11 protein-coding genes and 2 riboswitches are annotated in these 12,225 nt (G+C 73.9%); of the genes, 9 read left to right on the top strand and 2 right to left on the bottom strand.

The features are described from left to right. Positions 1-64 precede the first annotated feature (64 nt). The 6 genes from DDJ31_RS05415 (at position 65) to DDJ31_RS05390 (ending at position 5,450) form a co-directional block, all read left to right on the top strand. The gene (locus DDJ31_RS05415) at positions 65-691 is read left to right on the top strand and encodes a helix-turn-helix domain-containing protein (protein WP_164785036.1); all 627 of its coding nucleotides are present in this window, start codon (positions 65-67) and stop codon (positions 689-691) included. 160 nt (positions 692-851) lie between these two features. Beyond that, a complete protein-coding gene (locus DDJ31_RS05410) occupies positions 852-1,829 on the top strand; it encodes an NADPH:quinone oxidoreductase family protein (protein ID WP_127181430.1) in 978 nt (325 codons plus the stop codon). Then, the gene (locus tag DDJ31_RS05405) at positions 1,826-3,010 is read left to right on the top strand and encodes an acyl-CoA dehydrogenase family protein (RefSeq protein ID WP_127181431.1); all 1,185 of its coding nucleotides are present in this window, start codon (positions 1,826-1,828) and stop codon (positions 3,008-3,010) included. Before DDJ31_RS05410 ends, DDJ31_RS05405 begins: the two co-directional genes overlap by 4 nt. Then, positions 3,007-4,101, top strand: coding sequence for an acyl-CoA dehydrogenase family protein (locus DDJ31_RS05400; RefSeq protein WP_127181432.1), 1,095 nt, complete (start codon positions 3,007-3,009; stop codon positions 4,099-4,101). Before DDJ31_RS05405 ends, DDJ31_RS05400 begins: the two co-directional genes overlap by 4 nt. Positions 4,102-4,288: 187 nt before the next feature. Then, a complete protein-coding gene (locus tag DDJ31_RS05395; protein ID WP_127181433.1) occupies positions 4,289-5,152 on the top strand; it encodes a phosphatidylinositol-specific phospholipase C/glycerophosphodiester phosphodiesterase family protein in 864 nt (287 codons plus the stop codon). A 106-nt stretch (positions 5,153-5,258) separates the two neighbouring features. Beyond that, positions 5,259-5,450, top strand: a complete 192-nt coding sequence (locus DDJ31_RS05390; protein WP_127181434.1) for a hypothetical protein — start codon at positions 5,259-5,261, stop codon at positions 5,448-5,450. A 21-nt stretch (positions 5,451-5,471) separates the two neighbouring features. On the opposite strand, the gene DDJ31_RS05385 is transcribed toward DDJ31_RS05390, so the two are convergent. Both DDJ31_RS05385 and DDJ31_RS05380 read right to left on the bottom strand, forming a co-directional pair. Further along, positions 5,472-6,710 carry a phosphodiester glycosidase family protein gene (locus tag DDJ31_RS05385; protein ID WP_127181435.1) on the bottom strand — a complete coding sequence of 413 codons (1,239 nt, stop codon included), beginning with the start codon at positions 6,708-6,710 and terminating at the stop codon, positions 5,472-5,474. Positions 6,711-6,785: 75 nt separating this feature from the next. Beyond that, positions 6,786-7,145 carry a DUF779 domain-containing protein gene (locus tag DDJ31_RS05380; RefSeq protein ID WP_127181436.1) on the bottom strand — a complete coding sequence of 120 codons (360 nt, stop codon included), beginning with the start codon at positions 7,143-7,145 and terminating at the stop codon, positions 6,786-6,788. A gap of 142 nt (positions 7,146-7,287) precedes the next feature. On the opposite strand from DDJ31_RS05380, the gene DDJ31_RS05375 reads away from it, so the two are divergent. The 3 genes from DDJ31_RS05375 (at position 7,288) to DDJ31_RS05365 (ending at position 11,877) form a co-directional block, all read left to right on the top strand. Further along, positions 7,288-10,662 carry a pyruvate carboxylase gene (locus DDJ31_RS05375; RefSeq protein WP_127182939.1) on the top strand — a complete coding sequence of 1,125 codons (3,375 nt, stop codon included), beginning with the start codon at positions 7,288-7,290 and terminating at the stop codon, positions 10,660-10,662. A 57-nt stretch (positions 10,663-10,719) separates the two neighbouring features. After that, positions 10,720-10,842, top strand: a riboswitch (cobalamin riboswitch). A gap of 36 nt (positions 10,843-10,878) precedes the next feature. After that, positions 10,879-11,097: a CbtB domain-containing protein gene (locus DDJ31_RS05370; RefSeq protein ID WP_127181437.1), complete on the top strand. Its 219-nt coding sequence runs from the start codon at positions 10,879-10,881 to the stop codon at positions 11,095-11,097. A gap of 21 nt (positions 11,098-11,118) precedes the next feature. Further along, complete coding sequence (locus DDJ31_RS05365) at positions 11,119-11,877, top strand: CbtA family protein (protein ID WP_127181438.1); 759 nt, start codon at positions 11,119-11,121, stop codon at positions 11,875-11,877. A 143-nt stretch (positions 11,878-12,020) separates the two neighbouring features. Further along, a riboswitch (cobalamin riboswitch) is annotated at positions 12,021-12,198 on the top strand. Positions 12,199-12,225 lie beyond the last annotated feature (27 nt).

Below are 12,225 nucleotides of genomic sequence, written 5' to 3'. Positions count from 1 at the left end.
ACGCAGACCGTCCCCCGACCGCCACGGGATTGACAAATGACTTTGCCGAAACTGCAATGGAGTGATGAACAGCCACCAGCACGGCAAGGACGACAGGGCGGACGCGGGCGACCGGGGCGACGACACCGACGGTGTCCTCGCGGAGGTCGGACCGCGGCTGCGCCGGATCAGGAAGGAGCGCGGCGCGACGCTGGCCGGCCTGTCGGAGGCGACCGGCATCTCCGTCAGCACCCTCTCCCGCCTCGAGTCGGGGCTGCGCAGGCCCAGCCTCGAACTGCTGCTGCCGATCGCGCGGGCCCACCAGGTGCCGCTGGACGAGCTGGTCGGGGCGCCGCCGGTCGGCGACCCCCGGGTGCGGGCCAAGCCGGTCGTGATGGGCGGCCGCACCCACTGGCCGCTGACCCGCCAGCCGGGCGGCCTCCAGGCGTACAAGGTGCTTCAGCCGCAGGGCAGGGAGGAACCCGATCCGCGCACCCACGAGGGCTACGAGTGGCTGTACGTGCTCTCCGGACGGCTGCGCCTGGTGCTGGGCGAGCACGACGTGATCCTCGGTCCCGGCGAGGCCGCCGAGTTCGACACCCGGGTGCCGCACTGGTTCGGCTCGACGGGCGAGGGCCCGGCGGAGTTCCTGAGCCTCTTCGGACCGCAGGGCGAGCGGATGCACGTACGGGCACGGCCGAAGCGGAAGTGACGCCGGGCGCGGCCGGGGGAGCGCTCGACGGGGCGGCCGGGGAAGCGGCCGTCGGGGCGGTCAGCCGACAGGAGGCGCGGGGGCGGTTCCCCGGGTGGCAAGCGACCGCTTAGTATGCGAGGGACCCCGGTCAGACGACGCAGTCCCGTGGAGGCACCGCATGCAGGCATGGCAAGTGCGCGAGAACGGTGAGCCGAGCGAGGTGATGCGGCTGACGGACGTGGAGCGGCCCACCCCGGGCGACGGCCAGGTGCTGCTGAAGGTGCGCGCCGCCGCCATCAACTTCCCCGACGTGCTGATGTGCCGCGGCCAGTACCAGGTGCGCCCGCCGCTGCCCTTCACCCCCGGCGTGGAGATCTGCGGCGAGACCGAGGACGGCCGCCGGGTGATCGCCAACCCCGCGCTGCCGCACGGCGGACTCGCCGAGTACGCCGTCGCCGACGCCGCCGCCCTGCTGCCCGCGCCCGCCGCCCTCGACGACGCCGAGGCCGCCGCGCTGCACATCGGCTACCAGACCGGCTGGTTCGGACTGCACCGCAGGGCCCGCCTCGAAGCGGGCGAGACGCTGCTCGTGCACGCCGCCGCGGGCGGGGTCGGCAGCGCCGCCGTGCAGCTCGGCAAGGCGGCGGGCGCCACCGTCATCGGGGTCGTCGGCGGCGCCGCCAAGGCGGAGGCGGCCAGGGCACTCGGCTGCGACGTCGTCATCGACCGGCGTGCCCAGGACGTCGTCGCCGCCGTCAAGGAGGCCACCGCGGGCCGCGGCGCGGACGTGATCTACGACCCCGTCGGCGGCGACGCCTACACCCAGTCCACCAAGGTCGTCGCCTTCGAGGGCCGGATCGTGGTCGTCGGGTTCGCCAGCGGCACCATCCCGGCCCCCGCCCTCAACCACGCCCTGGTGAAGAACTACGCGATCCTCGGCCTGCACTGGGGCCTCTACAACACCAAGGACCCCAAGCTGGTCAAGCACTGCCACGAACGCCTCACCGAACTCGCCGCCGAGGGCGTCGTCAAGCCGCTGGTCAGCGAACGCGTCCCGCTCGCCGACGGCGCCGACGCCGTGCAGCGGGTCGGGGACGGCCTCACCACCGGCCGCGTCACCGTCCTGCCCGCGCCCGCGGAAGGAACCGCCGCATGAGCGTCGACGCCGCCGAACTGAAGCGCCGCACCGCCGAGTTGCTCGCCGCCCACCCGCCCGCCGACACCGCGCCCGCAGACTTCCTCACCGCCCGCTTCGCCGCCGGACTCGCCTGGGTGCACTACCCGGTAGGGCTCGGCGGCCTCGACGCCCCGCGCGCCCTCCAGGCCGTCGTGGACGCCGAGTTGGCGGCGGCCGGCGCCCCCGACAACGACCCGCGCCGGATCGGCATCGGCCTCGGCATGGCCGCCCCCACCCTCCTCGCCCACGGCACCGAGGAGCAGCAGCGCCGCTACCTCGAACCCCTGTGGACCGGCGCCGAGGTGTGGTGCCAGCTGTTCAGCGAGCCGGGCGCCGGCTCCGACCTCGCCGCGCTCGGCACCCGCGCGGTCCGCGAGGGCGACGACTGGATCGTCAACGGACAGAAGGTGTGGACCTCCAGCGCCCATGTGGCCCGCTGGGCGATCCTCATCGCCCGCACCGACCCCGACGTCCCCAAGCACGCCGGCATCACCTACTTCGTGTGCGACATGACCGACCCGGGCGTCGAGGTGCGGCCGCTGCGCCAGATCACCGGCGAGGCCGAGTTCAACGAGGTCTTCCTCACCGACGTCCGCATCCCCGACTCCCGCCGCCTCGGCGCCGTCGGCGACGGCTGGCGGGTCGCGCAGACCACCCTCAACAACGAGCGCGTCGCCATCGGCGGCATGCGGCTGCCCCGCGAGGGCGGCATGATCGGCCCGGTCGCCACGGCCTGGCGCGAGCGCCCCGAACTGCGCACCCACGACCTGCACCAACGGCTCCTGAAACTCTGGGTGGACGCCGAGGTCGCCCGCCTCACCGGCGAACGCCTGCGCCAGCAGCTCGCCGTCGGCCAGCCGGGGCCCGAGGGCGCCGGCATGAAACTCGGCTTCGCCCGCCTCAACCAGGAGATCAGCGGTCTTGAGGTCGAACTCCTCGGCGCCGAAGGGCTGTTGTACGACGACTGGACCATGCGCCGCCCCGACAAGGTCGACTTCACCGGCCGGGACGCCGGATACCGCTATCTGCGCGCCAAGGGCAACAGCATCGAGGGCGGCACCAGCGAGATCCTGCTGAACATCGTCGCCGAACGCGTCCTCGGCCTGCCCGCCGAGCCGCGCACCGACAAGGACGTCGCCTGGAAGGACCTGGCCCGATGAGCGCACAGCCCGATCTCCTCTACTCCGAGGAGGAAGAGGCGCTGCGCGCCGCCGTCCGCGACCTCCTCACCGACCGCTGCGACCCGGCGGGCGTGATCGCGCGCACCGAGTCCGACGCCCCCCACGACCTCGGGGCCTGGAAGGCGCTCGCGGACGGCATGGGCCTGGCCGGGCTGCTGATCCCCGAGGACGACGGCGGCCAGGGCGCCACCCACCGCGAAGCCGCCGTCGTCCTGGAGGAGTTGGGCCGGTCCGTGGCACCCGTGCCCTACCTCACCAGCGCGGTCGTGGCCACCGAGGCGCTGCTGGCGTGCGGCGACCGCGAGCTGCTCGGCCGCCTCGCCACCGGCCGCGCCATCGGCGCCCTCGCCGTCCCCCTGCACCTCGCGCCGGACGTCGCCTTCCCCGCCGTACGCGTCGAAAGGGGCCTGCTGCACGGTCAGTTGACCGGCATCGCCGACGCGTCCTGCGCCGACCTGCTGCTCGTCCCCGGCGACGACGGCGGCCTGTACGCGGTCGAAGCCGACGCCGCCACCGTCACCCCGCAGGTCTCCCTCGACCTCACCCGCCCGCTCGCCACCGTCACCCTCGACGCGGCGCCAGGACGCCGGCTGGGCGACGCGCGGCCCGCCGTCGAGCGCGCCCTGCGGGCCGGTGCCGGACTCCTCGCCTCCGAACAACTCGGCCTCGCCGAATGGTCGTTGACCGAGACCGTCCGCTATCTGAAGGACCGCAAGCAGTTCAACCGGCCGGTCGGCGGCTTCCAGGCGCTCAAGCACCGGCTCGCCCAGCTGTGGCTGGAGACCGTCAACCTCCGTGCCACCGCCCGCAACGCCGCCTCCGCACTGGCGAGCGCCACCGATGCCAACACAGACACCGACATCGCGGTCGCCGTCGCCCAGTCCTACGCCGCACCCGCCGCCGTGCACGCCGCCGAAGAGGCCCTCCAACTGCACGCCGGGATCGGCATGACCTGGGAACACCCCGTCCACCTCCACCTCAAGCGGGCCAAGGCCGACTCGCTCGCGTACGGCACGGCCGGCGCCCACCGCGCCCGACTGGCCGCACTCGTCGACCTCCCGTCCCCCTGAGCCGCCCCGCCACCGCCGGTCCGAAGCCCGCCCCGGCCGTGGGCGGGCTTCCCCGCGCCACCCGGCCGGGGGAGTGAACGGGCGGCGGCAGTCCGGCCAACTCCCGCCCCGCACCGGTCCATCCGGGCCCGGCCGGCCCCATACTCCCTGTGGTTGTGTCCCGTCCCGCCCCACAGGGAGGCCCACGATGCCCCTCGTCACCCGCCGCAGAGCCCTCACCACCCTCGGCGCCACCGCCGCCGCCCTGCTCGCGCCGCCCGCCGGCAGCGCCTTCGCCGCCCGGCAGCCGCACCGCCCGCGCCCGCTTCGGCACGCGCACGCCCACAACGACTACGACCACCCGCGCCCCCTCTTCGACGCCCTCGACCACCGCTTCGGCAGCGTCGAGGCCGACATCTACCTCGTCGGCGACCAACTCCTCGTCGCCCACGACCCCGTCGACCTGGACCCGGCCCGCACCCTGGAATCCCTCTACCTCGACCCCCTCGCCGCCCTCGTCGAGGCCCACCACGGCTCCGTGTACCGGGGCTACCGGCGGCCGGTGCAGCTGCTCATCGACATCAAGACCGAGGGCGCGGCCACCTACCGCGAACTCGACCGCCATCTCGCCCGCTACCCGCACCTGTTCACCACGTACGCACACGGCCGCGTCCACCCCGGCCCCCTCACCGCCGTGGTCTCCGGCGACCGGGCCGCCCGCACCCCGATGGAGGCGCAGACCCGACGGCGGGCCTTCTACGACGGCCGGCTCACCGACCTCGCCACCCCGGCGCCCGCCTCCTTCATCCCGCTCGTCAGCGACAACTGGAGCCTCGCCTTCACCTGGCAAGGCGAGGGCACCTTCCCCGACACCGAACGCCGGAAACTGCGCGACCTCACCCGCACCGCGCACGCCCAGGGCCGGCGCGTCCGCTTCTGGGCCACCCCGGACAGCGCGGGACCGGCGAGGGACGCCCTGTGGGGCGAGCTGCTCGACGCCGGTGTCGACCACCTCAACACCGACGACCTCGCCGGACTCGAAGCCTTCCTCGACGCCCGTCACACCGCGTAGAACCACACGTTCGGGGGACAGGTCGGTCGCCCGGTCGGACTCCCCGCTACGCCACACTTGCGGCCGAAACGCCGCGAACCGGGCGGCGTGGCGGAGGAGGCTGACGATGGCGATTTCCATCTCTGCGGTGCTGTTGCTGCTGATCCTGGCGGTGATCTTCCTGAAGAACGGGCTGAAGATGTCCCATGCCGTGGTCTGCGCGCTGTTCGGGTTCTTCCTGGCCGGCAGCAGCCTCGGCCCCACCCTCCACAACGGCCTCACGGCCACCGCCGACATCGTCGGCAGTCTGCACCCGTGAGGCCGCACCCGCCCTCCGCCGTCACCGCCCGGCGAACACCCCGATGCCGTTCGCGACGGCCCGCTCCGGCGCGTCCGTCGGATGGTTGCGCACCGTCACCGAGGCCGCTCCCGGCGCCCTGGCCACCAGCGTCGTCGAGCCGCCGCCGTCCAGGCTGAACCCGTCCACCGCGCCCGCCGCCCGCAGCGCGGACGCCACCTCGGCAATGGTCAGCCCGACCCGGTAGGCCGGCGCGCCGTCCAGCGCGAACAGCAGCAGCCGCCGGCCGCCGTCCGCACTGCCCACCGCCGTGCGCACGGCGGCCGTCCGGTCGTCGAGCCCGGCCACCTGACGCCCGCCGCGCAGCACCGGATACCCGCCGACGACGAACCGGTACGGGACCGCCGAACCGGCCGCCACCAGCCGGTGCGTCACCCGCACCCGCTCGCCCTCGGCCAGCGCGCGCAGCCGCCTCGCACCGTCCTCCCGCCCCACCAGCACCGTCGTCCCGGCCGCGACGGCGCCGCCGCCCGGCCGCTGCGACCGCGCCACGACCCGCCCCCCGCGCACCGTCACCTCGAAGGTGTCCGCGCTGCACCCGGCGGCCCGGTCGGTGTCCGTGCCGCAGGTGGCCCGCACCCGCGACGCGCCGCCCCAGTCGGCCGTGTACGCCCCGATCGCGCCCACCGGCAGCGCGTACTGGTTCAGCCCGCCCAGCGGCAGCCGCCCGCCCGGGGTCCGCACCACGCCGACCAGACGCAGCCGGTCGAGCCGCGCCCTGCGGTCCACGCCCACCCCGAACACGTCCCGGGTGCTCGCGCCCGGCGGCATCGCCGGACCGAACCGCTGCCCGTCGGGAACCGCCGACTTCAGGACCCGGCCGCCCGCCACCGCGGGACCCACCGACGCGCCCGTCGCCTCGACCCCCGGGTGCTGCGCCTCGCTGATGTCGAAGAAGTCGCCGTTGACACCCCCGACCGCGCCGCGCGCGTCCGCCATCCCGGACACCGTGGCCCGAGCGGCGACCGCCCCCGGGTACAGCAGATCCGTCCGCACGGACGGCGCGCGCAGATCGACGCTCAGCAGATGCACCCGGACGACGCCCTTGGCGCCCCGGACCTCGTACTCCCGGTAGGTGACCCCCCGGGCGAGCACGACACCGCGCCCGACGGCGCCGGCCGGCGCCGCCCCCACCAGGGCCGCCCCGGCCAGCAGCACCAGTGCCGTGAGCAGCACCAGCGCCGACCGGCCTACCGGCGACGGTTCTTGACGGTGTGTCATACAACCCCCTGAAGCCTCGTCAACTCTCCGGGTCCACAGGGGAAGTGCAGCAGAAGGCGGCGGCCCGCGGGGCTCCTACACGTCGACTACACGAGAACGGATGAGGAAGCGCACCCCCTCGGGCGCCTCGATGGAGAAACCGCTGCCGCGACCCGCCACCACGTCCACGATCAGCCGCGTATGGCTCCACACCGCGTACTGACTGCGCGACATCCAGAACGCCACCGGCTCCTCGACCCCGTCCACGCACAGCTCCGCGAGCAGCACGTCCGAGGCCCCGGTGCGGAACTCGCCCTCGGGGAAGCACATGGGCGCGCTGCCGTCGCAGCAGCCGCCCGACTGGTGGAACATCAGCGGGCCGTGCTCCGCCCGCAGCCGCCGCAGGAGGTCGGCCGCCGCGGGGGTCAGCTCGACGCGGGGAGTCTCGTCGTCCATACCGGCCACCGCACCACACCGAACGTTGCGAGAGGGTTGCACCCCCGCCACCCGGGAGAGTGGAGTGGTCTGGCTCACATGGCGTACCCGTCGGGTCACCGACACCATGGTGCACGTCACCGGCAGGCTGAAGGGAGCGGCGATGTTCCGCAAGGTACTGGTCGCCAACCGCGGCGAGATCGCGATCCGGGCGTTCCGCGCCGGCTACGAGCTGGGCGCCAGGACGGTCGCGGTCTTCCCGCACGAGGACCGGAACTCGCTGCACCGGCTCAAGGCCGACGAGGCCTACGAGATCGGCAGCCCCGGCCACCCGGTGCGGGCCTACCTCTCCGTCGAGGAGATCGTCCGCGCCGCCCGCGAGGCGGGCGCCGACGCCGTCTACCCCGGCTACGGCTTCCTCTCCGAGAACCCGGAACTGGCCCGCGCCTGCGAGGAAGCGGGCATCACCTTCGTCGGACCCAGCGCCCAGATCCTGGAACTGACCGGCAACAAGGCCCGCGCCGTCGCCGCCGCCCGCGAGGCGGGCGTCCCCGTCCTCGGCTCCTCCGCACCCTCCACCGACGTCGACGAACTCGTCCGCGCCGCCGACGAGATCGGCTTCCCGGTCTTCGTGAAGGCCGTCGCGGGCGGCGGCGGACGCGGCATGCGGCGCGTCGAGGAACCGGCCGCGCTGCGCGAGTCCATCGAGGCCGCGGCCCGCGAGGCCGCCTCCGCGTTCGGCGACCCCACCGTCTTCCTGGAGAAGGCCGTCGTCGAACCCCGCCACATCGAGGTGCAGATCCTCGCCGACGGCCAGGGCAACGTCATCCACCTCTACGAGCGGGACTGCTCGCTCCAGCGGCGCCACCAGAAGGTCGTCGAGATGGCGCCCGCGCCCAACCTCGACCCGGAACTGCGCGACCGCATCTGCGCCGACGCCGTCCGCTTCGCCGAACGGATCGGCTACCGCAACGCCGGCACCGTCGAGTTCCTCCTCGACCAGGACGGCCACCACGTCTTCATCGAGATGAACCCGCGCATCCAGGTCGAGCACACCGTCACCGAGGAGGTCACCGACGTCGACCTGGTCCAGGCCCAGCTGCGCATCGCCGCCGGCCAGACCCTCGCCGACCTCGGCCTCTCCCAGGACACCGTCACCCTGCACGGCGCCGCCCTCCAGTGCCGCATCACCACCGAGGACCCCGCCAACGGCTTCCGCCCCGACACCGGACGGATCAGCGCCTACCGCTCCCCGGGCGGCTCGGGCATCCGCCTCGACGGCGGCACCACCCACGCGGGCACCGAGATCAGCGCCCACTTCGACTCGATGCTGGTCAAGCTCACCTGCCGGGGCCGCGACTTCCCGACCGCGATCGGCCGCGCCCGCCGCGCCGTCGCCGAGTTCCGCATCCGCGGCGTCGCCACCAACATCCCCTTCCTCCAAGCCGTCCTCGACGACCCCGACTTCCAGGCCGGGCGGGTGACGACGTCGTTCATCGAGCGGCGCCCCCACCTGCTCACCGCCCGCTCCTCCGCCGACCGCGGCACCAAACTGCTCACCTACCTCGCCGACGTCACCGTCAACAAGCCGCACGGCGAACGCCCCCAGCTCGTCGACCCCGCCTCCAAACTGCCCGCGACGGCCCCCGGCGACCCCGCCCCCGGCTCCCGGCAGCGGCTCGTCGAACTCGGCCCCGAGGGCTTCGCCCGCGCCCTGCGCGCCGCCCCCACCATCGGCGTCACCGACACCACCTTCCGCGACGCCCACCAGTCGCTGCTCGCCACCCGGGTCCGCACCAAGGACCTCCTCGCCGTCGCCCCCGTCGTCGCCCGCACCCTGCCCGAACTCCTCTCCCTCGAATGCTGGGGCGGCGCCACCTACGACGTCGCCCTGCGCTTCCTCGCCGAGGACCCCTGGGAGCGGCTGGCCGCGCTGCGCGAGGCGGTGCCCAACCTCTGCCTCCAGATGCTGCTGCGCGGCCGCAACACCGTCGGCTACACCCCGTACCCGACCGAGGTGACCGACGCCTTCGTGCACGAGGCCGCCGCCACCGGCATCGACATCTTCCGCATCTTCGACGCCCTCAACGACGTCGGCCAGATGTGCCCCGCCATCGACGCCGTCCGCGCCACCGGCACCGCCGTCGCCGAGGTCGCCCTCTGCTACACCGCCGACCTCTCCGACCCCGCCGAGCGGCTCTACACCCTCGACTACTACCTGCGCCTCGCCGAGCAGATCGTCGACGCGGGCGCCCACGTCCTGGCCGTCAAGGACATGGCCGGCGTGCTGCGCGCCCCGGCCGCCGCCACCCTCGTCTCGGCGCTGCGCCGCGAGTTCGACCTCCCGGTCCACCTGCACACCCACGACACCGCGGGCGGCCAGCTCGCCACCTACCTGGCCGCGATCCAGGCGGGCGCCGACGCGGTCGACGGCGCCGTCGCCTCCATGGCGGGCACCACCTCGCAGCCCTCCCTCTCCGCGATCGTCGCCGCCACCGACCACTCGGAGCGGCCCACCGGGCTCGACCTCCAGGCCGTCGGCGACCTGGAACCGTACTGGGAGAGCGTCCGCCGCATCTACGCCCCCTTCGAGGCCGGACTCGCCTCCCCGACCGGCCGCGTCTACCACCACGAGATCCCCGGCGGGCAGCTCTCCAACCTGCGCACCCAGGCCGTCGCGCTCGGCCTCGGCGACCGCTTCGAGGACATCGAGGCCATGTACGAGGCCGCCGACCGGATGCTCGGCAGGCTCGTCAAGGTCACCCCGTCCTCCAAGGTCGTCGGCGACCTCGCCCTGCACCTGGTCGGCGCCGGGGTGGCACCCGCCGACTTCGAGGCCGCCCCCGGCAGGTACGACATCCCCGACTCCGTCATCGGCTTCCTCCGCGGCGACCTCGGCACCCCGCCGGGCGGCTGGCCCGAACCCTTCCGCAGCCGCGCCCTGGAGGGCCGCGCCGCCGCCAAGCCCGTCCAGGAGCTGACCGACGAGGACCGCGAGGGACTGGAGAAGACCCCGCGCGCCACCCTCAACCGGCTGCTGTTCCCCGGCCCCACCCGCGACTTCGACACCCACCGCCAGAGCTACGGCGACACCAGCGTCCTGGCCAGCAAGGACTTCTTCTACGGGCTGCGCCCCGGCCAGGAGTACGCCGTCGACCTGGAGCCCGGCGTCCGGCTGCTGATCGAGCTGGAGGCGGTCGGCGAGGCCGACGAGCGCGGGATGCGCACCGTGATGTCCGCGCTCAACGGCCAGCTCCGCCCGATCCAGGTCCGCGACCGCGCGGTCGCCTCCGACGTGCCCGCCACCGAGAAGGCCGACCGCGGTGACGAACGCCAGGTGGCGGCCCCGTTCGCCGGTGTGGTCACCCTCGCGGTCGCCGAGGGCGACGAGGTGGCGGCCGGGGCGACCGTCGCCACCATCGAGGCGATGAAGATGGAGGCCTCCATCACCGCGCCCAGGGCGGGCCGGGTCACCCGCCTCGCCATCAACCCGATCCAGCAGGTCGAGGGCGGCGACCTCCTGATCCAGCTGGACTGACCCCGCCGTCACCGACGGGGGCGCGGTCTTGGCCATGCTCGCGTCACGAGGTACCGTCACACCGAAATCGTCGACGGCAGAACGGAAGCCGGTGCAAAACCGGCACGGTCGCGCCACTGTGAACGGCCCGCCCCCGGGCGGGCCGTGAGTCAGACCCGTAGCCGTCGTCCAGTGCACCACCGAGTTGGGACGCGAACTCCCAGAGGAGGTCCTGCCATGGCGCAGACCGTCGCTCCGCCGACCACCACACCCGTGGCCCCCGCCCCGCTGCCGCTGAAGGCGATAGCACCCTGGGCGGTCTTCTTCGGCATCCTCATGCTGGTCCTGCTGTACTTCGTCGGCGCCGAACAGGGCGCCACCTCGGTCGTCTCCGGCGAGGACGTCCACGAGTGGGTCCACGACGCCCGCCACCTGCTCGGCTTCCCCTGCCACTGACCCGAGGGACGCCGCACACCCATGAACTCCGCAACAGTGAGAAACCTCCTCGTCCGCGGCATGCTGGCCGGCCTCGGCGCCGGACTGCTCGCCCTGGTCGCCGCCTACCTCCTCGGTGAGCCCTCCGTCGACAAGGCGATCGGCTTCGAGGAGTCCCACGCGCACAGCCACGAGCACGAGGTCGAACTCGTCTCCCGCTCCCTCCAGTCCACCGCGGGACTCGCCACCGGCGTCCTGCTCTACGGCATCGCCTTCGGCGGCATCGCCGCGCTCGCCTACTGCTTCGCCCTCGGCCGGGTCGGCCGCTTCTCGCCCCGCGCCACCGCGCTGCTGCTCTCCGGCTGCGCCCTGCTCGCCGTCTACGTCGTGCCGTTCCTGAAGTACCCGGCCAACCCGCCCGCCGTCGGCGACGGCGACACCATCGGCAAGCGGACCACCCTGTACTTCCTGATGATGGTGCTCAGCGTGCTCCTCGCCGTCGCCGCGACCCTGCTCGGCAGACGGCTCGCCCCCAGGCTCGGGAACTGGTGGGCCACGGTCGCCGCGGTGGCCGCGTTCGCCGTCGTGACCGGCCTGGCGTTCGCGCTGCTGCCGGTCATCAACGAGGTGCCCGCCGACTTCCCGGCGGCCGTCCTGTGGCGCTTCCGGCTGGCCGCGCTCGCCATCCAGCTCACCCTGTGGACCGGCTTCGGCCTCCTCTTCGGGGAACTCGCCGAACGCGTCCTCAACCCGAGGCCCGCGACCGCGGCCGGTGCCAGGGCGGTCCCCGCCGCCAACTGACCGCGCCACCCCACCGATCACGAGCGACCACCGATCACGAGCGAGCACCCGCGAGGGCCCGCGGACGACCTGTCCGGGGCCCTCGCGCGCGCTCTCCCGCCGCTCACGTGACCCACCCGACCCCCGGGACACCACCGGCATCTTGATAGCCTCGGTGCGCCAGTCGAGCCACACCCGAGGCCAGGGAATCCGGTGCGAATCCGGAACTGACGCGCAGCGGTGAGGGGGACGGGCGGGGCACAGCACGCCACTGGGAGACCGGGAAGGCGCCCCGTCCGGACGAACCCGAGTCCGAAGACCTGCTGGCACCTCCGCGCCCCGCGGAGGACACCCGTAGGCAAGGCTCCG

Source organism: Streptomyces griseoviridis (assembly GCF_005222485.1).
In the GTDB taxonomy this organism is placed as follows: Bacteria; Actinomycetota; Actinomycetes; order Streptomycetales; family Streptomycetaceae; genus Streptomyces; species Streptomyces hintoniae.
The sequence above is the reverse complement of the archived record's forward strand: the minus strand, read 5'-3'. Positions and strand labels throughout refer to the sequence as shown.

Excerpts from the sequence above, each read along its gene's own strand:
- DDJ31_RS05415 (WP_164785036.1), top strand. The coding sequence starts at position 65 with ATGAACAGCCACCAGCACGGCAAGGACGACAGGGCGGACGCGGGCGAC.
- DDJ31_RS05410 (WP_127181430.1), top strand. The coding sequence starts at position 852 with ATGCAGGCATGGCAAGTGCGCGAGAACGGTGAGCCGAGCGAGGTGATG.
- DDJ31_RS05405 (WP_127181431.1), top strand. The coding sequence starts at position 1,826 with ATGAGCGTCGACGCCGCCGAACTGAAGCGCCGCACCGCCGAGTTGCTC.
- DDJ31_RS05400 (WP_127181432.1), top strand. The coding sequence starts at position 3,007 with ATGAGCGCACAGCCCGATCTCCTCTACTCCGAGGAGGAAGAGGCGCTG.
- DDJ31_RS05395 (WP_127181433.1), top strand. The coding sequence starts at position 4,289 with ATGCCCCTCGTCACCCGCCGCAGAGCCCTCACCACCCTCGGCGCCACC.
- DDJ31_RS05390 (WP_127181434.1), top strand. The coding sequence starts at position 5,259 with ATGGCGATTTCCATCTCTGCGGTGCTGTTGCTGCTGATCCTGGCGGTG.
- DDJ31_RS05385 (WP_127181435.1), bottom strand. The coding sequence starts at position 6,710 with ATGACACACCGTCAAGAACCGTCGCCGGTAGGCCGGTCGGCGCTGGTG.
- DDJ31_RS05380 (WP_127181436.1), bottom strand. The coding sequence starts at position 7,145 with ATGGACGACGAGACTCCCCGCGTCGAGCTGACCCCCGCGGCGGCCGAC.
- DDJ31_RS05375 (WP_127182939.1), top strand. The coding sequence starts at position 7,288 with ATGTTCCGCAAGGTACTGGTCGCCAACCGCGGCGAGATCGCGATCCGG.
- DDJ31_RS05370 (WP_127181437.1), top strand. The coding sequence starts at position 10,879 with ATGGCGCAGACCGTCGCTCCGCCGACCACCACACCCGTGGCCCCCGCC.
- DDJ31_RS05365 (WP_127181438.1), top strand. The coding sequence starts at position 11,119 with ATGAACTCCGCAACAGTGAGAAACCTCCTCGTCCGCGGCATGCTGGCC.